General features: G+C 39.6%; 23 protein-coding genes and 2 pseudogenes. 4 read left to right on the top strand and 21 right to left on the bottom strand.

From position 1 onward, the window contains the following. Positions 1 to 26: 26 nt before the first annotated feature. Positions 27 to 1307, bottom strand: coding sequence for a glycoside hydrolase family 27 protein (locus H0184_RS11290; RefSeq protein WP_221824515.1), 1281 nt, complete (start codon positions 1305 to 1307; stop codon positions 27 to 29). Between the two features lie 119 nt (positions 1308 to 1426). Further along, positions 1427 to 2134 carry an HAD family hydrolase gene (locus H0184_RS11285; RefSeq protein ID WP_221824513.1) on the bottom strand — a complete coding sequence of 236 codons (708 nt, stop codon included), beginning with the start codon at positions 2132 to 2134 and terminating at the stop codon, positions 1427 to 1429. Between the two features lie 108 nt (positions 2135 to 2242). On the opposite strand from H0184_RS11285, the gene H0184_RS11280 reads away from it, so the two are divergent. Further along, positions 2243 to 2836 carry a DUF624 domain-containing protein gene (locus tag H0184_RS11280; protein WP_221824511.1) on the top strand — a complete coding sequence of 198 codons (594 nt, stop codon included), beginning with the start codon at positions 2243 to 2245 and terminating at the stop codon, positions 2834 to 2836. 143 nt (positions 2837 to 2979) lie between these two features. On the opposite strand, the gene H0184_RS11275 is transcribed toward H0184_RS11280, so the two are convergent. The 5 genes from H0184_RS11275 to H0184_RS11255 all read right to left on the bottom strand — a co-directional run bounded on the left by H0184_RS11275 (position 2980) and on the right by H0184_RS11255 (position 8813). Further along, positions 2980 to 4155 (bottom strand): amidohydrolase, encoded by a 1176-nt coding sequence (locus H0184_RS11275; RefSeq protein ID WP_221824509.1) that lies wholly within the window; start codon positions 4153 to 4155, stop codon positions 2980 to 2982. Positions 4156 to 4157: 2 nt separating this feature from the next. Then, positions 4158 to 5411 (bottom strand): Zn-dependent hydrolase, encoded by a 1254-nt coding sequence (locus H0184_RS11270; protein ID WP_221824507.1) that lies wholly within the window; start codon positions 5409 to 5411, stop codon positions 4158 to 4160. Between the two features lie 16 nt (positions 5412 to 5427). Beyond that, positions 5428 to 6630, bottom strand: coding sequence for a hypothetical protein (locus H0184_RS11265; RefSeq protein WP_221824505.1), 1203 nt, complete (start codon positions 6628 to 6630; stop codon positions 5428 to 5430). A gap of 260 nt (positions 6631 to 6890) precedes the next feature. Next, entirely contained in the window at positions 6891 to 7514 is a 624-nt protein-coding gene (locus tag H0184_RS11260; RefSeq protein WP_221824503.1) for a histidine phosphatase family protein, read from the bottom strand. 132 nt (positions 7515 to 7646) lie between these two features. Next, a complete protein-coding gene (locus H0184_RS11255; protein ID WP_221824501.1) occupies positions 7647 to 8813 on the bottom strand; it encodes a TraB/GumN family protein in 1167 nt (388 codons plus the stop codon). A gap of 143 nt (positions 8814 to 8956) precedes the next feature. Between H0184_RS11255 and H0184_RS11250 the strand changes: the two genes are divergently transcribed. Further along, the gene (locus H0184_RS11250) at positions 8957 to 9868 is read left to right on the top strand and encodes an AraC family transcriptional regulator (protein WP_313771753.1); all 912 of its coding nucleotides are present in this window, start codon (positions 8957 to 8959) and stop codon (positions 9866 to 9868) included. A gap of 4 nt (positions 9869 to 9872) precedes the next feature. Here H0184_RS11250 and H0184_RS11245 read toward each other — a convergent pair whose 3' ends face one another. Next, on the bottom strand, positions 9873 to 11105 hold the full coding sequence (locus H0184_RS11245) for an MFS transporter (RefSeq protein WP_221824499.1): 1233 nt from the start codon (positions 11103 to 11105) through the stop codon (positions 9873 to 9875). 146 nt (positions 11106 to 11251) lie between these two features. On the opposite strand from H0184_RS11245, the gene H0184_RS11240 reads away from it, so the two are divergent. Beyond that, complete coding sequence (locus tag H0184_RS11240; RefSeq protein WP_221824497.1) at positions 11252 to 11965, top strand: MBL fold metallo-hydrolase; 714 nt, start codon at positions 11252 to 11254, stop codon at positions 11963 to 11965. A gap of 64 nt (positions 11966 to 12029) precedes the next feature. Here H0184_RS11240 and H0184_RS11235 read toward each other — a convergent pair whose 3' ends face one another. From H0184_RS11235 to H0184_RS11180, 12 genes and pseudogenes are all read right to left on the bottom strand, one after another. After that, on the bottom strand, positions 12030 to 12743 hold the full coding sequence (locus tag H0184_RS11235) for a class II aldolase/adducin family protein (protein ID WP_221824496.1): 714 nt from the start codon (positions 12741 to 12743) through the stop codon (positions 12030 to 12032). A 206-nt stretch (positions 12744 to 12949) separates the two neighbouring features. Continuing rightward, complete coding sequence (locus H0184_RS11230) at positions 12950 to 13612, bottom strand: amino acid ABC transporter permease (RefSeq protein ID WP_221824494.1); 663 nt, start codon at positions 13610 to 13612, stop codon at positions 12950 to 12952. A 12-nt stretch (positions 13613 to 13624) separates the two neighbouring features. After that, entirely contained in the window at positions 13625 to 14263 is a 639-nt protein-coding gene (locus H0184_RS11225) for an amino acid ABC transporter permease (protein ID WP_221824492.1), read from the bottom strand. Positions 14264 to 14354: 91 nt separating this feature from the next. Beyond that, positions 14355 to 15161 (bottom strand): transporter substrate-binding domain-containing protein, encoded by an 807-nt coding sequence (locus H0184_RS11220; RefSeq protein WP_221824490.1) that lies wholly within the window; start codon positions 15159 to 15161, stop codon positions 14355 to 14357. A gap of 17 nt (positions 15162 to 15178) precedes the next feature. After that, the gene (locus H0184_RS11215; protein WP_221824488.1) at positions 15179 to 15907 is read right to left on the bottom strand and encodes an amino acid ABC transporter ATP-binding protein; all 729 of its coding nucleotides are present in this window, start codon (positions 15905 to 15907) and stop codon (positions 15179 to 15181) included. Positions 15908 to 16207: 300 nt separating this feature from the next. Continuing rightward, positions 16208 to 17272: an S-methyl-5-thioribose-1-phosphate isomerase gene (gene mtnA, locus H0184_RS11210; RefSeq protein WP_221824486.1), complete on the bottom strand. Its 1065-nt coding sequence runs from the start codon at positions 17270 to 17272 to the stop codon at positions 16208 to 16210. Between the two features lie 5 nt (positions 17273 to 17277). Beyond that, the gene (mtnK, locus tag H0184_RS11205; protein ID WP_221824484.1) at positions 17278 to 18510 is read right to left on the bottom strand and encodes an S-methyl-5-thioribose kinase; all 1233 of its coding nucleotides are present in this window, start codon (positions 18508 to 18510) and stop codon (positions 17278 to 17280) included. Between the two features lie 15 nt (positions 18511 to 18525). After that, positions 18526 to 19530, bottom strand: coding sequence for an ABC transporter permease (locus H0184_RS11200; RefSeq protein ID WP_221824482.1), 1005 nt, complete (start codon positions 19528 to 19530; stop codon positions 18526 to 18528). A 1-nt stretch (position 19531) separates the two neighbouring features. Then, complete coding sequence (locus tag H0184_RS11195; protein ID WP_221824480.1) at positions 19532 to 21034, bottom strand: sugar ABC transporter ATP-binding protein; 1503 nt, start codon at positions 21032 to 21034, stop codon at positions 19532 to 19534. A gap of 186 nt (positions 21035 to 21220) precedes the next feature. After that, positions 21221 to 22213 carry a Gfo/Idh/MocA family protein gene (locus tag H0184_RS11190; protein WP_221824479.1) on the bottom strand — a complete coding sequence of 331 codons (993 nt, stop codon included), beginning with the start codon at positions 22211 to 22213 and terminating at the stop codon, positions 21221 to 21223. Between the two features lie 3 nt (positions 22214 to 22216). Further along, the gene (locus H0184_RS11185; RefSeq protein WP_221824476.1) at positions 22217 to 23674 is read right to left on the bottom strand and encodes a PstS family phosphate ABC transporter substrate-binding protein; all 1458 of its coding nucleotides are present in this window, start codon (positions 23672 to 23674) and stop codon (positions 22217 to 22219) included. A gap of 408 nt (positions 23675 to 24082) precedes the next feature. Next, positions 24083 to 24529 (bottom strand): annotated as a pseudogene (locus tag H0184_RS11180) (DUF4230 domain-containing protein); the annotation flags it as partial. Between the two features lie 646 nt (positions 24530 to 25175). On the opposite strand from H0184_RS11180, the pseudogene H0184_RS11175 reads away from it, so the two are divergent. Next, a pseudogene (locus H0184_RS11175) lies at positions 25176 to 26061 on the top strand (SDR family oxidoreductase). 58 nt (positions 26062 to 26119) lie between these two features. Here the strand turns inward: H0184_RS11175 and H0184_RS11170 are convergent. Beyond that, on the bottom strand, positions 26120 to 26857 hold the full coding sequence (locus H0184_RS11170; protein WP_313771752.1) for a GntR family transcriptional regulator: 738 nt from the start codon (positions 26855 to 26857) through the stop codon (positions 26120 to 26122). Position 26858: the final 1 nt, after the last annotated feature.

Here is a 26858-nt window from a genome sequence, read left to right as displayed (position 1 = left end):
TCAAATGGTGTGTTTTTTTGTTCCCATCAATACAACTTTAGCAAAATCGAAGAGTGAGGGGCTAACGTTTGTTGAATTCCGTCTGTTACCAAACCCATTTCTTCATGTTTCCACAAATCTCTAGCTTGAAGCCCTTTTGATAGCCCCAGCTGATCAAGCGTTACTTTTATATCAGCCTTTTCCTCTCCAGCATTGAAAAGAGCAATATAAGTTTGACCTTTGTCATTCGTTGCAGCCCAAACAATTTTATCCCCATTTCGTTCAATCAGGCGATTACTGTGACTAGTTTGATTTACCTCAAGTACCTCTTTATTCGTTAGCAAAGATAACGTCCATTCATCATTATCACGGAGTTCACCGCCAAACATAAGCGGAGATCGGAATATCGCCCACAACGTCATCATCGTAACCTGCTCATCTTTCGTAAATCTAGTCCACCGGTCCCCACCGCCTCCATCAACAGAGCGAAGACCGATATGGCCTAGTGGCAGCATATCACAATCTGGCCAATGCCCAGGTCCAACATGTTCGTACCACTTCTCACATCTTTCAAACATGCCATATAAAAGACTCCAATGGTCCCAAAAATCGTCAGTCATTCTCCACATATTGGCATTTTCCTTTAAATCTTCACTGTATTCCAAGGGGGCAGGACCTGGAGACAGACTCAGCACCATATTTCTTCCGCACCGGTCCATTGCGTTTCGAATAAGCTCAATTTCAGCTTTATGAAAATAATAAAGCCTTGATGCCGCAATGTCATCGACTTTGACAAAGTCAACACCCCATTCCGCATACAGTTGAAACAGGGAATTGTAGTACTCCTGCGCGCCTTCTTTTTCGGGATCAATTCCATACATATCGGTATTCCAAGGGCAAATAGAATTTGGATGTGCAATATCTCTAGCCCTTATATTCGTTCCCAATAAAGGGGTATTGTTATGAACAGCCTGCCGCGGGATTCCGCGCATGATGTGGATACCAAACTTTAACCCAAGGTTATGTACATAATCCGCTAAGGGTTTAAATCCTTTTCCATTTGCTGCTGATGGAAAGCGATTTACGGCTGGTATTAACCTTGAATATTCATCCATCTCCAGGGGTACAAAGGGACGATACGCTGAGGAAACAGCTCCTGCTTCGTACCATTGGATATCAACAACAACGTATTCCCAGCCAAAAGGCTTAAGATGCTCAGCAATATAGTCAGCATTGCCTTTAACTTCGTCTTCCGTGACAGTTGCTCCATAGCAATCCCAACTATTCCAGCCCATTGGCGGGGTTTTAGCAAAAGTGTGGTGTTTCATATTTGTTATTCCACCCTTCAAATTATTTAACTCTATGTCCTAATAATACGGATTAAGCACAGTGTTAACAACAACATTTTCTAAATGTTCAAATAATTTGTTTACTAGTATGAATGATATTAAATGTCTTTATCTATAATATCGATAATAGATAGAAGATGATCAATTACTGCTAGGGGTTTATGGTCGGTACCTGGCAGCCTTTTTCGGTGGTTATACCAAATCGCCTTCCATCCTGCTTCCATCGGTGCCACTACATCGTTGGGCCAGGAGTCCCCAATATACACGATCTCACTTGGAATTATATTGACTTTTTGTGCTGCATGATGAAAGATTTGTTTGTTTGGTTTTGCCACTCCCACTTCATCAGAAATGAAGATGTGTTCTCTAGATACGTAACTTGTCAGGCCAAGTGAGTTTATTTTATTAAACTGATGTTGTACTGGCCCATTTGTAATGATACCAACTAGTTTTCCCTTAGCTTTCATACTATCTATTAGTTCTGGAACCTCAGCAAATAACTGAAGGTTTTCCAAATTCAACGCATATTGGGCTTGAAATTTACTTGCTTGTTCATTCGTAATGCCTGTTTGAAAATATTCTGATGCCATTACAATTCTAGCTATTCGGAGTTCTTCTAACGTCAACTCTTGATAACTATATTTCTTCCATAACAAATCGCTAAAGTCCCTAAATTTTTTATACAATGACACAACATCCACTTGTTCATAAAGATTAGGAAATGAGTCTTTAAACGCCTTTGAAAAAGGATATAAATGGTCATGTAATGTATCATCTAAGTCAAAAAAAACTGCTTTAATTGCCATTCTGTCCTCCTTACAAACAATTTCACCCATATACTTGTACTTCTTTTTTAAAAAGTTGTATGGTATTTTAGTAGTACTACTAGAAAATATGAAATATGGGGAGCTAACATGAAACAATTATTCAGAATACTTGAATTTGTAACTGCCTTTTTCCAATTAAATCTCCTTTGGCTTTTGTTTTGCCTGCCGGTCATTACAATTTTCCCCGCGACTGTGGCAATGTTCTGCGTAATCCGTCAGTGGGTATTACATAAAGACTATAGTGTTTTTCGTGCCTTTTTCCAATACTTCAAAGAAAACTTTAAACAGAGTTTTGTCTTAGGAATTATCTGGATTGTTTTCACTGGACTATTTTTCCTTAATTTTATGTTATTGAAAAACTTTGCTTCATTCCAATATGTACTCTTACCTGTTTTAACTTTAATTGGTTTAGTAATGCTGTTCATCACCATTTTTATCTTTCCAGCCATTGCAAATTACAACGTTAATTGGACGACTGCAATCAAGAACTCCCTTTTCTTTTCGTTCAGATATATACTCGTTACACTGTCTCTTATCGTCTTACTAGTCCTAACGATATTAATCCTATTCACCTGGAAGATAACCTTCATGTTTATTTTCTGTGTTTACGCTTATTGTAACTACCATTTATGTAACCTCGTATTCCAAAAGATCCAACGACAACAAACAACGCAACAGTAAAGGCAGCATAAAATGGATACCGCCAACGGCAGTATCCATTTTTATTTGTAACCTTTACCCATATATTTAGCGACTGTCCGCCTGAGGTGGACAGTGTCCACGAACGGTGCCTGTCACCCTAGGTGACAGGCACCGCTGTTTTATTATTCATTTAGGTATGCCCATGCATATTGGGCATAGAGTTCTGCGCCTGTTGTGAGGGCGTCTTCGTCGATGTTGAATTTGCCGTGGTGATGAGCCCATTCTGTGTCTTTTTCCCGGTTTCCACTGCCAACTAAAGCAAAGCTTCCTGGTGCATGGCCGAGATATTCACTGAAGTCTTCGCCGCCCATGGTTGGCTTTTCGTTATAAACCACATCATCCCCAAATGCTTCTGCGGCAACTTTTTGAACTAAGTTTGCACTGTATTCATCGTTAAGTACCGCTTTGGTTCCGTGAATATATTCTACTTTTGCGGTTGCACCATACATCGCTGCAACCTGGTCAGCGTAATGCTGGAGCTGGGTTTCGATATGATCTCTCGTTTCAGGGTGGAAACAGCGGACGGTTCCTTCTATTACTGCATTTTCAGCTATTACATTGAACCTTGTACCGACAACCATTTTTCCAATCGTTAGAACAGCCGGATGCTGAGCATCAATGGTTCTAGATACAACTGTTTGTACATTCATGACGAAGGATGAGGCTACAATCGCAGCATCAATACATGCATGAGGCATGGCTCCATGTCCGCCTCTGCCTTTGAACGTAACTTTAAATAAATCGGCTGAAGCAAAGGATGGTCCAGGGGTGCACGATACTTTGTGCGTTGGCATTTGTGACCAAATGTGGATTCCAAAGACGTTATCCACACCTTCCATTGCACCTTGTGCTACCAACGCTTTTGCTCCCTCTGCTACTTCTTCTGCCGGCTGGAACAATAGTCGTACAATACCCGGCAGCTCATCCTTTATTTCATTGAGCGCTTTAGCCGCAATCAATAACATGGCAGTGTGTGCATCGTGCCCGCAAGCATGCATTTTCCCATCCTCTTTGGAGGCATATTCCAAATCTCTATTGAGTTCCTCTACCTGCAATGCATCCATGTCACCTCTCAAGGCAACCGTTTTACCAGGCTTCCCCCCACGAATTTCCGCAATCACACCCGTTGGTTCCGTTTTTCGATAAGAGATTCTTAATTGATCAAGATAATCGCAGACAAATTGAGTTGTTTTGAATTCCTCCCAGGACACTTCGGGTTCAGAGTGAAGCTTTCTTCGTAATTGTGTTAGTTCTTCACTATATGTTTGAATGGCCTCTTTTATTTTTGCATGAATCATACCTATTCCGCCTCCGTTAACTTTTTAGCTGCCTCATAAAGTACCTGAACAGCATTTGTTATATGACGTGAATCGGACCATTCCTCCGGACAATGACTTAACCCATTTTTACTCGGAATAAAGAGCATTCCTACATCGGTAAAATCAGAGAAAACCATCGCGTCATGACCTGCACCGCTGTTAATTGAGCACTTAGGGATATTTAGCTCACTTGTTTTTTTCTTTAGCAGAGAGACAATATCCTTATTCATTTCTTTTGGCTGTATATATAGAAGCTGCTCAACACTCACTTCAATCCCTTTACCACTATAGAAATGAGCTAATTCTTTCACATTTTGTATTACATTCAAAACGTTTTCTTCCTTGCCTGAACGGATATCCACCGTAAACACCGTTTTATCAGGAATGACATTTGCTCCATTCGGAAAAACATTCAATCTTCCAGTCGTGACAACTGTACCATTGCCTTCCGATTCAGCAAGCCCAGGGAATTGTGCAATCATCTGAGCAGCGGTGACTAATGCGTCCGCCCTGCGGTTCATCGGCGTTGTCCCTGCATGGCCAGCCTGCCCCTTGACGGTTACTTCTAATTGAGTTAAGCCAACTATAGCCTCAACCACCCCAATTGGAATATCCTTTTCTTCAAGGATTGGACCTTGTTCAATATGCAATTCAAGGTATGCCTTCATCGTCTTTGGGTCCCTCTTTTTAGGAAGGGCAGGATCAAGACCAATTTTCTTCATCGCGTCTACTGCGAAAATACCATCTTTATCTTTTAAACTATTAAAATCTTCCTCATTTAATAATCCAACAATTCCGCGGGATCCCATTAACCCTCCGCCAAAACGCGCACCTTCTTCTTCTACTAACGCGATTACTTCTAACGGATATTTTGGCTGTAATTGGTTCTCAGCGAAAAGCGCCGCTACCTCAAGACCTGCCACCACTCCTGCAGGTCCATCATAGGAACCGCCATTCGGCACAGAATCGAAGTGAGAACCGATCAGAACGCTTGGTGCATCTTTCATCGTTCCTTCAAGCTTTCCAAAAATATTACCTAACCCATCTTCACGAACAGTCAGACCGTATTCCTTCATTTTCTCTTTTATATACTGACGGGCCTGTAAATCCTCAGAACTATAAGTAAGACGGGTAGTACCCTGACCCGGTGTAGCAGTAAAGGTACTCAATGTGTCAATATGACTTTCGACTCGTGCCTGCACCACTTTAAAATTTGTTTCTACTCTTGCTTCCATTTCCTTCAATCCTCTCTTACAGGAATCCTACAAAAATACCTGCTAGTACGACTGACACCATGGTTACTGTTATGAAGCCTCCAACCAGCATTGGCGGCAGCATATGGCTAGTCAGTATCTCTCTTTCTTTTTCATCTTCTGTTAATGATTTAATTACTTCGTTAGTAATAATGTAATCGGCTGGAAATCCATATAAAGCCGTTAGTGAAACAGCGAACGCCATTTCTTTACTCACTTTTAAGATCTTTCCTGCAATGAAGGAGAAGATATACATTCCGATAACAGCTAATATAATTGTGCCGACAAGCGGATAAATAATCTCAAGCATCATGCCTGGAGTCGCTTGTTTTAAACCGTCAAAAATAAAGAGCATTAATGCCATGAGTGCGAATCCGAAACCATTTGCTTTTTGTAATACTTGCTTCTCAAGGAATCCAACACTTGTTGCGATCACCCCGAATAGTAAGCAGAGAACAAACGGGCTGACCGCGACCACTGGTGCTAATAGAGTTGAAGTTAGGTAAGCTAGATAAGCGACCAATGAAAGCCTTAGAAACTTAAAAAAGTCAGTATTATACTTTTCTGGCATATTCTTAAAAAGTTTCAACTCAGGTTTAGCAGCCGCTGTAGCTGCCACTTCGGCTGCCGCTGCTCCTTGTGCCTCTGCCGAAAGTTTTCCACTGCGATATTGCTGAAGCAATCTCTTTCCTTCTTTTTTCAAAACAATCGAAGTGATTGGATATCCAGCAAATCCTTGCATGACATAAATAACGATGGCAAAAACAGATAAAGTGGCAAGTCCTGCTTCCTTAGCTCCTTCTGACATAATCAGGGCTGATACGACACCGCCAACCAAAGGAGGTATAGCCACAACCACTGTCTGATAACCGAATAGTAATGTTCCAATTCCAAATAATATTGCAATAATTCCTAAAATACCTGAAAGCGCAATTACGATTGTTTTCCATTGATTTTTCAATTCCTGAAGCGATAATAAAGTTCCCATATTCGTAATCAATAAGTACATCATCATCGTAGCAACAACCGGTGGTACACCTGCAAGTGCAACGATGTCCTGTGGGAAGAATGTCCAATAACCTAAAAGGAACAAGACCGCGCAAACGAATATAGAAGGTACCCATGCCTTGGTACGTACTGCAACTAAATCCCCGATAAATAAAATGGCCATAAGAATGACTAAAGCTAACATCTGTGACATAAGAGTCCCTTCCTTCTTGGATGAATTTACTAATCCTTCGTCTTACGAAAGATTTTAGTTATTATTAGAATAATAATATAATTATACTTTTCAGTCAATTTAAATTATTAAAAACTTTCTTGCAATCGTTTTCACTAGGTTTATAAGTAATAAAATTTTTATTTTCCTATATTAGAAAAAAAAGAATATTATTCTACACAAAAAAAAAAAAAAAAAAAGACCCCCAATTAGATAATTGAGGGCTCCTGATTTATGGAGTCTTAATTGACGATTGGAACAAAGATCTTCTCGTACTGATAGTCTCCATCCACTTCATTTATTTTAATAACGGAGGCATTTTCAACTGGTTTGAAATTTTTTAAATCCTCGATTGGCCAATTCATCAGAAAGGTCAGCAGCATATGAATAAACGCTGCATGCGTTACAATAACAACATTATCATATCGCTGCTGCTGTTTCACACGCTCAACCACGGTATTCATGAACATTGTTGCTCTTAAATACACATCTGCTAAGGATTCCCCGTTCTGAAAGCGAAAGTAAAATTGACCTGCTGCCTTGAATTCCTTTTTCTTTTCAGGTGTGCGATCAGCAAAGTCATAAAGATTCCCGAGCTCCCACTCTCTTATTAATGGATTCTCAAAAAATGGAACACCTTCTGGCAGTTCGGAATGAATCGCTTGAGCTGTTTGCATGGTTCGCAGATAGGGAGAACTATATAAAATGGTCTTTGGCGAAACAATTGTTTTGAAAAATTCAGCCGTTATCTGTGCTTGTTTATGCCCTAGCTTTGTTAAACTATGCTGTGAGTCATGAGTGTGCGCCATCACTGTTTTATCCACATTGTGCTCTGCTTCACCATGACGGATGAGATAAATATTCAACCATTTCCAACCCCTTCTACTAGTCTATTACTTCTATTCTACTTCAGCATACTGCTCCATTACCTAGTAAACGTTCGACAACATTTTACAACTGTACGAAAAACGGCACCTTCCTTCTGGAAGGTACCGCTTTTACAAATTATTAAGGAAAGTACGGATTACGTCCGCTCCCCCGATAAAGGTTCCGAACGAACCTCCAATGTTGGTAAGGATGATCACCAGCAGGACCCTTGTAAATTTATTACGCCAAAAGCCTTTTATCGAGAACACATCCTCTGATAATGTTTCAAAATCGGCGACACTAGGGCGTTTGAAATAAGCTTGTACAATCCCCGATACCCAGCCTGCCGCCAACAATGGATGTAACGTGGTAATCGGTGCTGCCAAAAAGGCTGACACAATAGCCAGAGGGTGTCCCATCGCAGCAGCGGCACCAATTGCCGCTGTGGTACCGGTCCATAGTATCCAACTTATTGCTTGATCCATACCAGCGGTAGGGTTGAGAAAAAAGGTAACCGCAATAAGAGCAACAATCAGAGCAGGGATTGCCCAACCTATGATTTGAGGTGTCTTGGATTTTGGTTTTGTTTGTGTGAGTGCTTGCAAATCCTGGTCATTATGAATCTCTTTTGTAATTCCTGGAACGTGCGCAGCCCCTAAGACGGCTACCACCTTTTTCCCAGGTGCTTCTTTAATTTTTTGAGCTAAATATTGATCCCGCTCATCAATTAAAGGCTTCTTTAACCGAGGGAACGCTTCCGAAATTTCGGCAAGAGAGGCATTCAATGTATCCTGTGTTTTCATTTTCTCAAGTTCTTCTTCAGAAATAGACTCTTTATTGAAAATACTATAGAAAATAGAAGTTAGCAGCTGTCCTTTTCCCCAAAAGCTAACATTGCTCCAAATACGCGAAAAGGTAATTTGGATATTACGGTCGGCTAACACAAGCTCAGCCCCTATTTCTTTTGCCGATTCAATACCTTGAATCATTTCCTGTCCCGGCTTGGTATCAAATTGCTTCGCTAATCGGTTTTGAAATGACGAAATGGCAAGATTCATTAATAGGAGTGTGGCCTTCTTTTCTTTAATAACCTTAAAGATATCCGTTTCTCTCCATTTGCTGCCTTCCATAATCGACTTGTAGCGTTGGTCATCCAGTTCAATACAAACAGAATCAGGCTGTTCGCGGTCTATGACCTCTTTAACTTGTTCAACACTTTGTTTGGAAACATGAGCGGTACCAATTAATATAATTTCTTTGCCATCCAAATCAATTCGAGTTATATTTTCTTCCGTCATAATCTACTTCCTTCATAAAAGAATACGTAAACAAAAGTCTCTATCCTTATAATGAAGGACAACCAGCATAATTTCAACAGAAACAATGGCGACACACAAAATCAAAATAAATTATAATTTAAATAGATTATGGTAATACCGAGGTGATCCTTATTCAACAGTTACGCATGCTTCAGCAGGTAATTGATTATGTCGAAGAACATATAAAGGACGATATTGATCCAGAGTACGTAGCAAAAATGGCGGGATATTCCCCTTATCATTTTTATCGAGTTTTCCAGAAGCATATAGGATATACACTAATGGACTATGTGGTAAAAAGGCGACTTCAGTATGCATTACATGAACTGGTTCATGGTAAGAAAGTGATCCAAATTGCGATGGATTACGGATTTGAAACTCATGCTGGTTTTACCAAAGCCTTTAAAAAATGCTTTGGAATCCCTCCTAGTCTATATAAAATCCATTGTCCCAAATCATTACCGCAAAAGTTAGATCTAATTAGTATTCATCAAAAGAACACAGGCGGGATTGTAATGCAGCCCATGATTGTAAAAAGGCCGCCTTTCACTGTTGCCGGAAAAACATTTGAAATAAAGATGGGTAATGTATCTTATACAAGAGATGCACCTGCGATTTGGGATCAAGAAGGGCTGGCAGACGGTTCCATTGAAAGAATGCTATATAAAACGGTTGCTCCTAATAAACATGGGGAGTACTGTATAAACCTAAGTCCTTGTGCAGCAGAAGATAAATTTACTTATTTATTTGCTGTAGAACTAGACGAAGACACCTTGCTTCCAGATGGGCTGACACCTTTACAACTGCCAGAAGCTACTTATGCTGTGTTCAGAACTCCGTTGGTTGAAGTTGAGAAGTTTGCCTCAGCGATTAAAGGAACATGGAATTATATTGTAGAGGACTGGTTTCCACAATCCTCATATGAAATGGATGAAACAGCTTATGACTTTGAATATTATGATGAACATTGCCACTACTGGGATTACGAGAAAGTCTATATGGAGATTCATATCCCTATAAAAGAAAGAGGGTAACCAATCACCCTCTTTCTTTCCTCATAATAGAGTTATATAAAAATAGGACAGGCATTAAAATAATTGCACTAACAAATATGGCTGTTCTAATCGAAAAGTTTGAAGCAACAGCGCCAATCACAGGGCCGCCGCCAATTTGTCCAATGGCGTCTACCTGTCCTTTGACGGAGAAAAAGGTAGCACGTGTGGATGAATCCGGAATGATTTTATTCAGCCAAACACTCTCTAACGGATACATAATACTTCTTGAAATTTGGATGATGATATAAAATGTTAACAAACCAACAGCGAATGTGGTATAAGCAAAACCAATTAGAGAACTTATAATAAGAATGCTCCCTATAAAAAGGGCAATGTAAATATGGTTAAGACGCTGGTGGATGAAGCTATTATCAATAAAATGGAGAGCAGCAAATGTCAAAAGAACAACAATAAATTGAACCCCGCCCATTAGCAAAACTAACTGATTGTCTGATAAATTAGATAGACCAGATTGTTCAATGAAGTGGGGAATCCACAAGCGGTCAAAGCCCTCACTATAAAAGCCAAAAAACAACGCAATAAGAAAAAGTATTCTCATTAGATAGTTTACTCTAGAATAATAAAGAATTTGACTCATATTTTCCTTGATATTCTTCCAAACTGGTATTCTCTCTACTTTTGCGGCAGGTTTAAAATTCTCTTCTTTCATAAAGAAAACTAAGAGGATGGACAGCACTACTAACCCAATACCGCCTAGGACGATTGGCAAATTAAGCAGATAATATCCTGCCAGCATACTTAATGGAATGGCAAGGACTTTTCCGAGATTACCCGCCTTGGCACCTTTGACAAAGGCTGATGAAGCACGTTCCTCCCCAACTTCATCTGCAATCCAAGCTTGATGAGAACCACTCGTAAAGGTATATCCAATCCCCCAAATGACTTGAGAAAGTATAACCGCCGTAAAAACCGGAAACATCCCTTCGATAATAAAACCTATTCCTATTAAGAAAAAGCCAATAACGACAGATAGCTTTCTGCTTTTTAAATCAGACAGGATTCCAGTTGGAATTTCAAAAATGAAAACAGTCGCCTCCAAAACCGTCCCCACTAAAACTAACTGCAATGGATCAAGCTGCACCATTTCAACTTGATATAACAAATTCACGGTAAAAACAAAGGTAAAAAGTAATTGTGATAAGAAACAGGTATAGATATAAACCTGATATGGATCCTTTTTCTTTAATAAGTTCATCTTCTTTCCCCCTCACCACCATCATAAAGCGAGAGGCCGCGAATTTCTTATCCAAATTTGCTATTTATCTCACGCTAATTTGTCCAACTATTCAAAATTTTATATACTTAATTATGTAAAGACGTTGTTATCATGGGGGTATAAATTTGGATTATTTATTTGAATCCGTAAAAGAAAATGTTTACGTTTTAGCCATTTGGGATTCTACTTGGAATTCTTATAATAACTGCTATTTTATTGTACAAGAAGACGGCATTACTTTAATAGATTCCAGCAAAGAAATGCATTCTGCCTTTTTAGTACAAGCTCTTCAACAGCTGGGTAAGTCACCAGAAGACGTTAAACTCGTGTTAGCCACCCATGGTCATGAAGATCATGTACAAGGCACATCTATTTTTAAAAATGCTAAGAAATATATTCATCATCTGGAACGCAGCTTTATTGAGTATCAAGAACCAGATGAGTTCAATTTTGATTTGTTAAATCATGGAGTCATTCAACAATTTGAATACGTATGGGTTGGCAACCATACTCCTGGCTCACTTGCTTTCTACCTTAAGCCTTCTAAAGTCCTTTTCACAGGTGATTTCCTCTGCTTTTTCGGTGATCCTCTTTCAAAAGATGGATTAGTCTCAGCCGGAAATGACCTTAGGCATGAGTGGCTGGAGTTTTTACGGAATGGAGGAGTTGCAAAAGAAACGCTAAATGGGTTTCTTAATGGACTTATAGCCATGAATGCTTTCGATGCCGAATTTATGTGTACTGGGCATGGCGGGGTGCTCGTTGGGGATATTAAATCCTTTATCTCTGAATTGCTTACTGTAGGTAACAAATTACAGGATGAACAAGTGATAAAATAAGTTAGAAGCAGCATTAGACTGGAAACCAGATGTTTGGGTTTTATGCTGCTTCCTTGTACTTCAACTATTCTTCTTCAGCCATTTTTTCTTCTTCGCTTATCGGTACACCGCCTGCTTTTATTCCCATTGATTCTCGAATCTTTATCAAATCAGTGATTTGTGAATAATTTAATTCTTTTGCTTTTTTCAAAACATTATTGGAGTACATTAGAATAGTGGCATAATGTTCGAGGGATTCCATTCGGAAATATGCCTCCATTAAATCTCTTCCCCATGTCAAAGCTCCATGATTGGCCAATAGCACCGCATTATGTGTTTGACAATATGGAGCAATGGAATCTGGTACTTCTTGTGTACCTGGTAAAGCATAAGGCGCAACTGGTACATTACCTAACAATACGATCGCCTCTGGTAACACTGGCTTATCAAGAGGAATCCCAGCTATCGAATAGGATGTTGCTACTGGAGGATGAGCATGAACGACAGCACTCACTTCTGGATTTTCATTGTAAACCCTTAAATGCATTTTCACTTCAGAAGATGGTTTCATATTACCTGAAAGAACAATACCAGAAAGGTCCATTTTCACCATCATATCGGGTGTCATATAGCCTTTACTTACTCCCGTAGGTGTGGTCCAAATTTCATTAGACCCCACTTTCACGGAGATATTTCCATCATTGGCCGCTACATAATTTCTGTTGTATACCCTTCTTCCAATGTCGCAGATCATTTCTCTTGCTTCGAGATCGGAATAGTATTGTTTATTATCCTGCATAAGTATTGAACTCCTTTTCCAGCAGAGTTTTTTCAACTTTAATCATCCATTAATAATATTCTTATTTTATGGTTATGAAGTAAATTTGTTAGTAATCATTATTCTGTATTTAATGATAAACTATGAACTTTTTAAAAACAAAAAAGAATAAAACGAAGCAACCTATTTGACGTAAAAAAATCCGGCCCAATGAATGAGCCAGATTCTTAAGACTGCTTTAATTCTAATCTACGCGCAACTAGTGACAAAGCATAATTCACGATAAAGTACATCAACGCCACAATCACAAAAACAGGTATCACATACGATCCCTTTTGCGCATAAATAATTTGTCCGTTGTGCAATAAATCCGGCAATGCGATGACAACAGCTAATGATGTATCTTTAAGCAGAGAAATAAATTGACTGACAATAGGTGGAACCATTCTTCTCAGAGCTTGGGGCAAGATGATATAGCGTAATGTCTGAATGTAGTTCAGGCCAGACGCACGTCCTGCCTCAATTTGTCCTTTTTCGATCGAGTTTAAACCGCTTCTAATGATTTCTGACAGCATCGCAGATTCAAATACCGTCAATGCTGCGATTGCCGCAGTGGTTATTTCCATTTCAATCCCAATTTCGGGCAATGCAAAATAGGTGAAGAAAATGATGAGCAGCAAAGGAAGGTTCCGAATCGTCTCGACAATCACGGCTAATAATTGAGATACAACAGGAATCCGTGCATATCTGAGAGTTCCAATAAGACCTCCAATAATGAAGCTGAGGACGATTGAAATGGCTGCAACCTTTAGAGTTACCCCAAATCCCTCTAACAAAAATTTAAAATGTTCAGGTGTATATACTTCAATGAACGGTGCTAGAAAATCCATCTTCGCACCTCCTTAATGACTTCTTGCCAAGCGTTTTTCTAAATATCCAACGCCAAGACTTAAAGGTATAGTTAAAATTAAATAGAATAAGGCAACGAAAACATAGGTATCAAAGGTTACATACGTTTTTGCAGATATTAAATCCCCCTGATACATTAAATCCCCTCCTGCAACAACTGCTAACAAGGATGAATTTTTAACTAAATTGATAAATTGGTTGCCAAGAGGGGGGATAACGATCTTTATAGCCTGAGGGAGTATAACCATTCTCATTGCCTGACCGTAAGTTAATCCTGTCGAGCGGGCAGCTTCCATTTGCCCTCTTGGTACAGACATAATTCCCGCACGGATAGCTTCGGCGATGAAAGCGGCTGTATAGATGGTCAACCCGATTGTTCCTGCAGTCATCCCGCCAAAGTTACCAGCCAAATAAGCGAAAAACACAATAACCAGTACAGGTATATTACGAATAAATTCAACATATGCCGTCCCCAGCCAGTTAAGAGGTTTAAACGGGGCGATTCGCATAACAGCAAGAAGTGTCCCCAAAATAAAGCTTCCTAATAAAGCTATTAAACTAGCGATGATGGTTATTTTTAATCCTTCTAAAAATGAATCCATATTAGTTGTTAGTATCGAGAAATCCAACAAAACGATCTCCTCCTAAATAATCAGGATGAGCCGCCCGAAAAGATTGCATACGGATTACAGCCCATCCTGATGAGAAACCTGTTATTAATAGTTAATTTTTAATCCATTTATCCTTAATCTCATCGTACTTTCCTGAATCCTTCAGGCTTTTTAATGCCTTATTCAACTCATCAACAAGCTCTGTATTACCTTTTTTAACAGCTATCCCGTATGGTTCTTCAGTAAACGTTCCTCCGACCAATTCAAATGACGGATCTTCTTCTGCCATACCATAAAGGATGGAATCATCTGTAGTCAGGGCATCACCCTTACCTGCCTTTAGTGCTGTAAAGGCTTCAGCATAGTTTTCGAATTCAAGTACTGTTGTTTCAGGAGCTTTCTCACGGATATTGATTGAAGATGTCGAGCCTTTAACAGCAAGTACCTTCGTGTCTTTTTTCAAGTCATCAATACTTTGAATCTTACTGCCTTTTTTCACAAGCAATGATTGCCCGGCATCAAAATATACATCAGTAAAATCAACTTCTTTTTTGCGTTCTTCCGTGATCGTCATCGTAGCGACAACCGCATCCACCTTACCATTATTTAAGAGACCTACCCTCGTTTTCGAAGTAACCTCAACGAACTCAGACTTAACATCCTTGCCAAATATTTCTTCTGCTAATGCTTTGGAAAGATCGATATCGAACCCTTCCACTTCACCTGTCGATGGATTTTTCAATCCAAACAAACGCGTGTCATGCTTTACGCCAAATACAACTTTTTTGTCTTCCTTGATCTGGGCTAGTACATCCTTGCTGCTATCAGTAGACGTCTTGTCCCCGCCGCAACCGGCAAGAAATATGGCAGCCATTGCAGATACTAACGCCATTTTTACGAATTTTTTTGTTTTGAACATTCCATTTTCCCCCTTGGTTAATGATTTAATATACGGCTGAGAAATAAGCGAGCCCGTTCTTCTCGCGGATTCTCATAAAATTCAGCCGGAACTGCTTCTTCTAAAATTTTTCCTGCATCCATAAATACAATTCGGTCGGCAACCTCTCTGGCAAAGCCCATTTCGTGAGTTACTACGACCATTGTCATACCTTCCCTGGCTAGGGTTTTCATTACATCCAGAACCTCCCCGATCATTTCGGGATCAAGCGCAGAGGTGGGTTCATCGAAAAGCATGATTTCTGGTTTCATTGCAAGGCCGCGGGCAATTGCTACACGCTGTTGCTGGCCTCCGGAAAGCTGAGAAGGGTAAGATTCGGCCTTATCTAATATCCCTACTTTGTCTAGATAAAGTCGGGCTGTTTCCTTAGCCTCTTTTTCGGATTGTCCCAATGCTTTCATAGGAGCAAGAGTGATATTTTCAAGCACAGTTTTGTGGGGATATAAATAAAAATGCTGAAAAACCATTCCAATATTGCGCCTTAGCTTATTGATATCTGTTTTTTTATCTCCTACAGATATCCCATTTACGGTGAGTGTCCCGTCAGAGATTGTTTCCAGGTGATTGATACAGCGCAGCAGAGTACTTTTCCCTGAACCGGATGGACCTATTACGACAACTACTTCACCTTGTTTGATTGTAAGATTAATATCTTTTAAGACTTGAAAATCTCCATAAAACTTATTTACTTGATTAAATACAATCATGCTTGACCTCCTGATTACAAAACCTATCAAATATCGAGTTTCTACTTTTAAAAATTTTCAGAATTAAGTAAATTATAGTCATGTTTTGTCAAAACTGTCAAATCATGACAAAATACCTGTTTTTTCTATAGGAATTTAATACTATCTTCTATAATGGAAACAAAAAGAAACCTCGCCAAGATTGCGGCGAGGTTTTGCATTTTTAATATACCAATTAGTAAATCAAACTGAATGTTATCCTGGCTTTCAAATTTTGAAAAGCACTTCATAATTTATCAGTTAGACTCAGCTTTTAAAATATTATTTTTTAAACATCTTCGGAAGGGTTTCGGTATATGGCGCATACACAATCCCATTTTCCGTAACGATCCCCGTAATTAAGGAATGGTCGGTTACATCAAAGGCAGGATTATAGGTTTGAACGCCATCTGGTGCCATCGACTTTTCATACCATTTACTTGTAATTTCCTCAGAAGGACGCAATTCGATTTCAATGTCATCCCCTGTTTTACACTCTAGATCAATGGTAGATAATGGTGCACAAACATAGAATGGAATATTGTAGTGTTTTGCAAGTATCGCAACACCTGAAGTTCCTATCTTATTTGCTGAATCGCCATTTGCCGCAACACGGTCACAGCCAACCAGTACAGCCTGAATTTTGCCTTCCTTCATCACGATAGATGCCATATTATCACAAATTAACGTCACATCTACTCCAGCCTGCTGCAGTTCCCACGCCGTTAAGCGGGCACCTTGAAGTAATGGTCTTGTTTCATCTGCGTAGACTTTGAAGTCATAGCCTTTTTCTTGCCCTAAGTAAATCGGAGCTAATGCCGTACCATATTTGGCCGTTGCGATGGTACCAGCATTACAATGCGTTAGTAATCCCCAACCTGGCTCAAGCAAGGATAGCGCATGCTCCCCAATCGCTTCACAGATTTTTTCATCCTCCGCACGAATGTTTTCAGATTCCTCTTTCAGTGCCGCCTTTACTTCTGCCACACTTTTCCCTGCTTCTTGTTTAAATCGATCTTCCATTCTATTTAAAGCCCAGAACAGGTTTACAGCGGTTGGCCTTGAAGTTGCCAGGTAATCCTTCACCTTTTTAAAGTCCTCAAAAAGAGCTTCATAGGTTTCTGCAGTAGATTTCTTTGTCCCTAAATAGACGCCATATGCTGCAGCAATCCCGATTGCCGGTGCTCCACGAACCTTTAATTGATAGATTGCATCCCATATATCTTCCATTTCCTTTAATTCTAGGAAATTCGTTTCATTTGGTAAAACTGTTTGATCTAATAATACTAACGTATCATTCTCATCATCCAGCCGTACAGATTGTATAACCGTAACTGGGTTTTGCACTAGATTTATGCCCCTTTCACAGATGATAGTTCTGCAGATTGAATCACGTTGATGAAGTCTGCTCCCGTTCTGATAGATTCGCGATTTAAGATAAATGTTTTTCCAGCGGTTAGACAAATTTTTTCTGCCCGGATTCTTGCTTCACGATCTTCAATGCTCGTTAAATCCTTCACCTTCGCAAGTCCGATAATTCTTCTTAAAAGTTCAAGTCCCGCCACAGCTCCAGTATCTCTTAAAATAGTATCTAAATAATATTCCTTAAATCCTTCATAGCCTGCCACTCGTTCTGTTGCACTTTCGTCCCAAGCTTTGTTGAATTTATCAGTAAATAAGTTTACAACATCTTTAATCGTTGTTACAAGATAATTTAAATAGTCATCCCGTGTTTCTTCATCTTCGATTGTAAACTTGCCGTTTGCATAGGCAAAGATGAGATTCGCAATAACATTTCCGATATCATAACCGGCTGGTCCATAAAAAGCGAATTCTGGATCTATTACTTTGGTAGAATCTTCTTTTATAAAAATAGAACCCGTATGAAGGTCGCCATGCAACAGCGATTGAGCATTGGTCATAAACTCAAATTTTAACTTTGCACTCTCAAGTACTAGTTTTTTATCATTCCAGATGTTTTCTTTTACGAAGTCCAGTGTTCCTTCAAACACCTCATTACGCGGGCAATCATAAAAAGGTTCTGTGTAAACCAAATCTTCAGTTATTTCACAAAGCTCTGGGTTGATAAATTGCTTAACTAATTCTTTCTTTTCCTTATGCTCAACCACTACATCAGACGTTAATAATAAAGTATTTACTAGAAAAGTAGAAATATGATCAGCAAACAGCGGGAACTTTTTGTGCTTGATTAGAGCTGTCCTCATTATTTCATGATCTGATAAATCATCCATCACTGTGCAGTTCATAATGGGATCATAATTATATACCTTTGGTACAAATCCAGGTGCAAGTTTGTATTGGAGTCCTAGAATTTCACTTTCAATCCGATTGCGGTCAGGTGATAGTTTAAATTCGTCAGAGATTCGTGCGATGGGTCCAGCTTGCTTTATAATGATAGACTGATTGTTTTTAACATCTACTAATTTAAAAACATAATTTAAGTTACCATCGCCAATTTCCTTACAAGTCAATTCTGCTTCTTCTAGAAAAAGTTTGATTGCTTTTGCATAATCAATCGCGTCTTGCTCCGTCATGGTGAAATATCCAACTGTGAAATCCTTCATTATAACCCCTCCAAATTATTTCTTTTTATAATAGGTTAATGCAAGCGCGAGAGCCAAAACCGTACCTTTCACAATATCCATTGCATAGTACGGAACAGACATCATGACAAGACCATTTTGCAGAATCCCAATTAACACAGCTCCAACAAAGGTACCGAAAGCATTCGGTTTGCCGGCGCCCAATACAGAGGATCCAATAAATGCTGCTGCTACGGCATCCATTAAATACGGAGCACCTGAGTTAATTTCTGCTGTCATGACACGTGAAGCAAGCACAATCCCGCCGATAGCGGCAAATGCTGCAGACATAAGATAGGCCGTTACTTTATATTTATTCACTGGAATTCCAGATAATCTAGCGGCTTCTTTGTTCCCGCCAATCACATACATATAACGGCCATGTTTTGTATAATTCAGAAAAATATGGACGATAAGTACCACTACAATCATGATGATAATAATCCAAGGTACTTGACCTATTTTTGAAAAAACTTCCGGAATACTGCCCGTTGAGAAGGTTCCGTCTGGCATAACCATGTTTTGGGACACAGTTGCACCTTTTGTATACGTCAAAGCAATTCCTTGAATGATAAACATCGTTGCTAATGTCATTAACATATCAGGGATTCTTACCTTTACGATCATAAAGGAATTGAATGCACCTACTACGAGCGCGGCACCAATCGCAACTAATAATGCCACGAAGATATTTTGCGAAAACCACACAAACATTGAAATTACAACTGCATTTGTTAACGAAACCGTTGAACCAACTGATAAATCAAATCCATCAACGGATAAGGAAATGGTAATTCCAACCGCAATAATAGTGACAATAGAAATAGACCTAAGAATATTAACGATATTTGCCCCATCCATAAAGGCTGGGTTTGTAATCGAAAAAATTACTATTAACGCTAGGATTGTAATTATCGTACCGTATTTGTATAAAAAATCAAATAATTCAAAACCCTTTTTCGAGGGCATTTTTTGTTGAACTTCTGGGTTCGCACTGCTCATTCTATTTACCCCCTGTTGAATAAAATAATAGTTCTTCTTCATTTGTTGTATTGGTATCCAGCTCTTTGGCAACTTGTCCATCATAAACAACATAAACACGGTCAGTGATTCCTAAAATTTCCGAGAATTCGCATGATGCATATATGATCGATTTGCCTCTTTTTGCTAATTGTGAAATCAGTTCAAATATATCCTTTTTCGCTCCAACATCTACACCTTTTGTTGGTTCGTCAAAAATGTAAACTTCTGCGTCTGCAATCAGCCATTTACCTATGGCTACTTTTTGCTGATTACCACCAGATAGATTTTGAACCCTCGTCTCCTGGGAAGGTGTCTTAATTCCCAGACTGCTAATCATCTGACTAGAAACTTCCTTTTCTCTCTTGAAATCTAGGAAGCTCAAAGCCTTAGAAAACTTTCCTAAGCTGGCAGCAGTTAGATTTGCAGCTACCGACTCCTGTACCAAAATGCCTTCCTTTCTTCTCTCCTCCGGAACAAATGCCAAGCCTTGTTTTACCGCCTGGCTGGGATCCTTAATTTTTACCTTTTTTCCATGAATTTTAATTTCACCGGCTTTAACCTTCGCAGCTCCGAATAGCGCTTTACAGAGTTCCGATTTCCCTGCGCCTACTAGTCCGGCTATTCCGACAATTTCACCTGCACCTGCATGCATGTCAAAGTTCTTGATCATCCCTGTATCATAAAGTCCTTTTACCTCTAGAACAGTACTTCCAATTTCCACCTGATTTTTAGGAAATTGTTCCTCTAATTTTTCTCCGAGCATATATTCAACTACTCTATTTTGAGAAGTTTCAGCAATCTTTTCTTTACATACGAATTCACCATTTTTCATTACGGTGATATCGTCACAAATCTCAAATAGCTCTGGAAGACGATGTGAAATAAAAATAATTCCGACATTTCTTTCTTTTAAATCCCTAACAATTCTAAATAACTCATTCGTTTCCGAGTGACTTAATGGCGCAGTCGGCTCATCCAATATGAGAAATTTACATTGCTTGACCAATGATCGCGCGATGATGACCATTTGCTTCTCTGCTAGTGTTAATTCACTTACCAACTTCTTTGATGAGATATTTACATGAATACTCTCTAATATGGCCGTTGCTTTTTCGTGTATATGCTTCCAGCTGATGAATTGTTTTTTGCCCATATCATTAACGGTTTCATTTAGCATGATGTTTTCACCGACCGTTAGATACGGAATGAGTGCTGTATCGACTTCTTGGTAGACAATTTGAATACCAAGATTTTGAGCATCCTTCGGTGAACGAATACTAACCTGTTTTCCATCTATATATATTTCACCAGTATAATGGTGATAAGCACCTGAGAGAACCTTCATTAACGTTGATTTCCCTGCCCCATTCGCACCGATAAGGGCATGAGTACTACCTGTTGCTGTTGAAAAAGAAACATCGTTTAACGCTTTTACACCTGGAAATTCTATTGAAATATTTTTCATTTCTAATACCGTTGTCATGCTCAGTTCCCCCTTTCATTAATATGCCTGAAAATTCAGCCTCTCCCTATAATACTATTTCTCGTTAAAGTGGTAAAACACTAAGTTTGTATTGGAAATTAATACAAGTAGGTTTCATAGTATAATAAATACAAACAAAAAACGGCACAACCCCTATTGATATTTAGGGATTATGCCGTTTTTTTATTATACTAACTTAATAATATTTCCTGTTTTAATAGATTGATAACAAGCCTCGATGACACGCATATTTTGTATGGCATTTTCACCTGTATATGCTGGTTCGCCATCCTCTAAGATTACTTGTGAGATATGCTCAACCTCTTCTCGATAAATATCTGCAACTATTTTCTCTTCTCTTGTGACTCCTTCTTTTTGAACGATTACAAGACCTTCTCCCCCATAATTATCTGGGCGGAATGCTCTCGGAACCTTTATTTGCCCCTGTGTTCCTATCACTTCATACTCTTCTCTGAACACCATATCAAAGCTGCAATCAAAATGAGCATGAACACCATTTTCCATTTTCATATGTCCGAAGGCAGATATATCCACCTGATAATCTGAATCTACATTGGCATGAACCTGTACTTCTACGGGCTCGGTACCCAAAATACTCCGTATGGAATGTATACCATAACAGCCTACATCATAGAGGCTTCCGCCGCCTTTCTCTGAATCCATTCTGACATTGCCTTCTGGCTGCGCAAGGAAAAATGAAAAGCTGGCCCGCATGAATTTAACTTCACCAATCTCGCCACTTTTGATGATTTCTCTCACTCGTTCATGCTGCGGGTGAAATTGGTACATAAAAGCTTCCATAAATTTAACATTGCTTTCGGTGCAGAACTCAACCATCTCTTTCGTTTCCTCCGCTGTTAAGGAAGCTGGCTTTTCACATAGAATATGTTTTCCATGTTTCGCCGCTTCAAGTGTCCACTTTTTATGTAAATGGTTTGGCAGCGGGATATAGACTGCGTTAATCTCTGGATCCTGCAGCATTGCCTCATAACTGCTGTATGTCTTTGCTATATTAAATTGTGCTGCTACCTCTTCAGCTTTTCCGCTGCTTGAAGCAATTCCTGTGACCACTGCATTATTTGCACGTTCAAATGCTGGAATTAATGCCTGTTGAGCAATACTTGCAGTGCTTAAAATTCCCCATCTTACTTTTTTCATCTACTATTCCTCCTTCAACTCCGTTTTTATATAACCTATTTTTTCGATAATTTCTTGTCCTTGAGGACCCTTCATCCACTCCAAAAAGGGTTCAATAGTGCTCTTGGTGTTATTCTTTAAGGATATCGCATAAAGGTTTGCAGTAAAAGGATATTTTCCGCTCGCAATATTTTCAGGTGTTGGCTCGACACCATCTATTGCAAGTAGTTTAATATTGGAATTGTCTCTCATTCCAGTTGCAAAAAAACGAAATGAGAATCCAACTGAATTATCGTAATTCCGATAATCCGCCACTTGTTCAATAATCCCGCCCATTCCTTCAGGAACATCTTCCTTCAAAGGCTCCATGATTGGTATGTCACCCATAATCTTTTGTAGCAGCGTTTGGCTTCCTGAATTTTCGGGCCGTTGAAAGGCAATGATTCTTTCGTTCTTCCCTCCGAGTTCGGACCAATTTTTTACTTTTCCAGAGTAAATGCTCTGAATCTCCGAAACATCTAAACTATCTACTTCATTATCTGGGTTAACAAAAAAGACAAATGCCTCCTTGCCAATGGGCGTCATCACCAGTTCCTTTCCCTGCCTTTTGGCCATTTCCTGCTGCTCCTTTGACGGCTCTGCACCAAAGTAGATGTCGACATCGCCAGAGATAAGCCGTTCATAGGCATAAATCGTATTTGTGAAACTAACGATATCCAAAGTTCTCTGTATATTGCTTATATTTTCGTAGACTGTGTCAGCAAATGCAGAATAGACAGGATATGCCGCCTCTGCACCATCTAATATAGGCATCTCGTTAGAATTCTTTATTGTAAAAGCAGGAGGAGATTCTAGTTTAGGCAGGATATTACTAGGATTTGTCACATCATAAGGTGTTAAATCTGTAGATGAATAGCCGCCGCCATACTCAAAGCCATAAGATGGCAGGACCGTCTTACTTCGGTGCCACTGAACAGCAGCCCCCGTACTCATTGCCAAGATGAACACTGTAAGTAGCGTCACAACATGTTTCTTGTTAAAAGAGAGACGAACCCTTTTGATGAGGAGTAATAAGAAAATACCAAACACAAATGCTAGTTCATAAGCCAATGGTGCCCAAAGAAACAGCCTTCCCTCACCCATTAACATCGTCATAAAGAAGATTGGCACCATCGCTATATGTAAAATGCCATAACCCAACCATGAATCTGCCCCGAAAAACCCGCCGCTAATCAGCATAAAAACTACCCAGGCGACTGCAGTATAACCAAGCGGGATGAAGAACATGAACGGAAGCCCTTTTCTATCATCGCCTTTAATCAGCGTTCTACTGGCAATTCCCCCAGCAATCAAACCGCCAATGATAAGAGGAAGAATGGTTGAAATCAGAAAGTTTTCTGTTGTAATAAACAGTGTGATGAATGAAATACCTAGTGGAACTACACCAAAATACATAAACATTGTAAGTATATTTTTCCCCATAAATAACACTCCTAAAAACCTTTATAGTGTAATTTTACACCTTGGTACAACATTTTACAATATCTCCGTTAAATGGAAGTTTAATAGCAGGGTGAAATCCTCAATGCGTGAATGATCCAGAGTAAGGAGTGTCCTTGATGACCGTAATGCTTGGAAAATCAAGATGGCGGGAACCAAATAGTGCTTTTGGTGACCGTTACGCTTGAAAAATCATGATAGCGGGAAGCAAAGAGCACCCTTGGTGACCAATACGCCTGAAAAATTATGATAGCGGGAACCAAAGAGGGTCCTTGGTGACCGATACACCTGAAAAATCATGATAGCGGGAACCAAAGAAAACTACCTCCAGAATGAAAAGCCAAAAAAAGAGTCCAATTCATTTTTCCCCGAATTGAACTCTCAAAAGTGTTATTTAAATGTAATTTCCACCGTATATCCGAGGTTGCCGAAAAATTCTTTAAGAACCTTTTCTGCATTTTTTTCCGCTGTTTGAAGGAGACCAATGGATTTAGATTCTGCCAGGATTTCGTCTTGCGCCTCGGCTGCAAGGTTAAATCCTTCATCCCACTTGGTTTCACTGCGGAATAATCCTTCATCTGAGAAGGTTTTTACCTGATTCATCTGAATAGCCGGATTTTGAATAAATTCGGCATGAGGAAGGATGATTTCCATTCGTCTCTCTTTTTCATCTATCTTCACATCATCCGAGTTAACTGCTTTGAGATCAACTCCCGCAATAACGGAAGCTGGAACAACCAGTAATAACTCGCGTTTTGTACCAGGAACATCGATTGAAATATCCTTGCCAAATAATTTATTATCCTCTTGTTCCATGATGACCTTCACATGAGCTTCTGCTGTAGCTAGGACAGATTATACCGGGGTGAAATCAAACTATCGTGGACGCGGAATTGCAAAAGCCTTAAAACTCCTCTATGCAAACAGCTATTAACGAAGGGGCTCATACAATGATCACTTATACCGAGGCGGGCAATACTCCTAGGCAAAAACTAAATAAAGGTTTAGGCTGCCAGCCAGGTAAAGGTCACTATCGTATCGGTAAAAAATTGTAGGATTAAGCATAGAAACATCACTGTTCCCCTATCGAGTGGCGCTATAAGAGATTAGTGAAAGACTAGGCTGAGCCTAGTCTTTTTAGATTTTAGGATAATAGGGTTCATATCTTGGATTTGTATAATACGGCGGTCTAGGGCCTATTTTTGGCATTTTAAAAGGTTTAGAATTGGAGTTATACTGGATCTCTTCCTTTTCATTCGAATGATTCAATACTAATAGTTTTACTTCCCGATTTACCCTATAATAGTACAAACTCTTTTCCCCCTTAAGGTTTTCCTCCACTCTATTCATTCCTCCAAAGGAATGTGATAGACCATGCACGGCATTTGCCTATGTGACATACATTAAACCCAAAATGGTTTTTTTAGGAGGTTTCTGCGTGTCACAAGATAACCAGAATAAGCCGTCCAATCAGGATTACCCTATGTATCCCCATTATGGAAAGATTACACGCTACGAAGATATTCCGCTCACTGTTCCTGAACAGCGTCAGCTTCGACAGCCTGGCGTGGAAAAATTGATGGTGCCAAGACCCATTATTGAAAATCCGAATTATAAAGGAAGCGGAAAACTGTTAGGAAAGGCCGCACTCATCACAGGTGGTGACAGCGGGATAGGCGCCGCCGCAGCGATTGCTTTTGCAAAAAGAAGGTGCGGACGTAGCGATTTCCTATTTAGATGAACATGAAGATGCACACAGGACGAAGACTCGTATTGAAGAGCTGGGGCAGAGGTGTTTACTATTACCAGGGGACTTCCGAAGTAAACAGCAATGTATTGATATCGTGGAAAAAACTGTTCTTAGCATTGGGAAACTTGATATTCTTTGCAATCATGTGGGAATTCAGTTTCAGCAATTAAGCTTGTTGGACATAACCGATGAGCAGTTTGATGATACCTTCAAGGTCAATGTTTACTCTCATTTCTACACCACCCGAGCAGCACTTCGCCACTTAAAAGCAGGCAGTTCTATTATTAATACAGCTTCGGTTGTAGCTTATTACGGAAATGAACAATTGATCGATTATTCCGCGACAAAAGCTGCTAATGTAGGATTTACACGAGCATTGGCAAATAATTTAGTCGACAAAGGGATTCGGGTAAATGCGGTCGCACCTGGACGTGTATGGACCCCGCTCATTCCATCAAGCTTCTCTGCCGACCAAATACCTCTTGCGGGAAATCCGATGCAGCGTCAAGGCCAGCCTTTTGAATTGGCTCCTGCTTATGTATACCTTGCTTCCGATGATTCCCGGTTTATGACTGGCCAAACGATACATGTTAACGGCGGACAAATCACTTCTTCTTAAATCCTTATGAAAAAGACTAGGGAGCATCCCTAGTCTTTTATTTTTGTTGCACTCACATTCATGGATTCCTGAAATTCACCTTATAGTTTGCCTTATCCGGCCTGGTACAACTTCTTGAGTATTCAATAACCTCTTCCGTTTTGCTATAGCTTATGTTCGTAAATAAAAGCAATGGAGTAGAGGAATCTACATCCAAGAAGCGGGCATCCGATTGGTCCAACTGCGTCAGGTCGAGAGTTTGCTGGGAATAGGAAATCCCAATATTATAAAAGTCATAAATTTCATAGATAGAAAACACTGTTAAATCAATATCCTCCAATTCGGGGACAACATATTGCGGTATATAGATTTCTTCAAGTGAGTATGGCTCTTTATCAATATAATTGACCCGCTTAATATAAAAAATCTGATCAGCTGGATTAATGTTGAAAATCCTGCCATACTTATGCCCGGCGGTTCGTAAAGACTTAGTCAGTATATGAGAAGAGGGATCAGCATTTTTCTTCCTAACCATTTCCGAGAAACCTTCCAGGGTTTCCAAATCCTGCTCTCTCTTCTCCCCAAGAACGTAAACGCCTTTCCCTTGTATTCTTTTGAGCAAACCCTCATTCACAAGAGCGGTAATTCCGTTGCGAACTGTCAATCTATTAATTCCATAGGTTTTTGCCAATTCATTCTCAGTAGGGATAGCCGTTCCGGGTGGAAATTCACCATCCTCAATCTTGGTTCTGATAATCTCCCGCAATTGTAAATACATCGGAGATTGATAGTCTATATTGGACAAAGGCTTGCTCACT

This window comes from Neobacillus niacini (assembly GCF_019749295.1).
Taxonomy (GTDB): domain Bacteria; phylum Bacillota; class Bacilli; order Bacillales; family Cytobacillaceae; genus Neobacillus; species Neobacillus niacini_D.
Note: the sequence above shows the minus strand (reverse complement) of the source record. Positions and strands in the feature narration are given on the sequence as shown.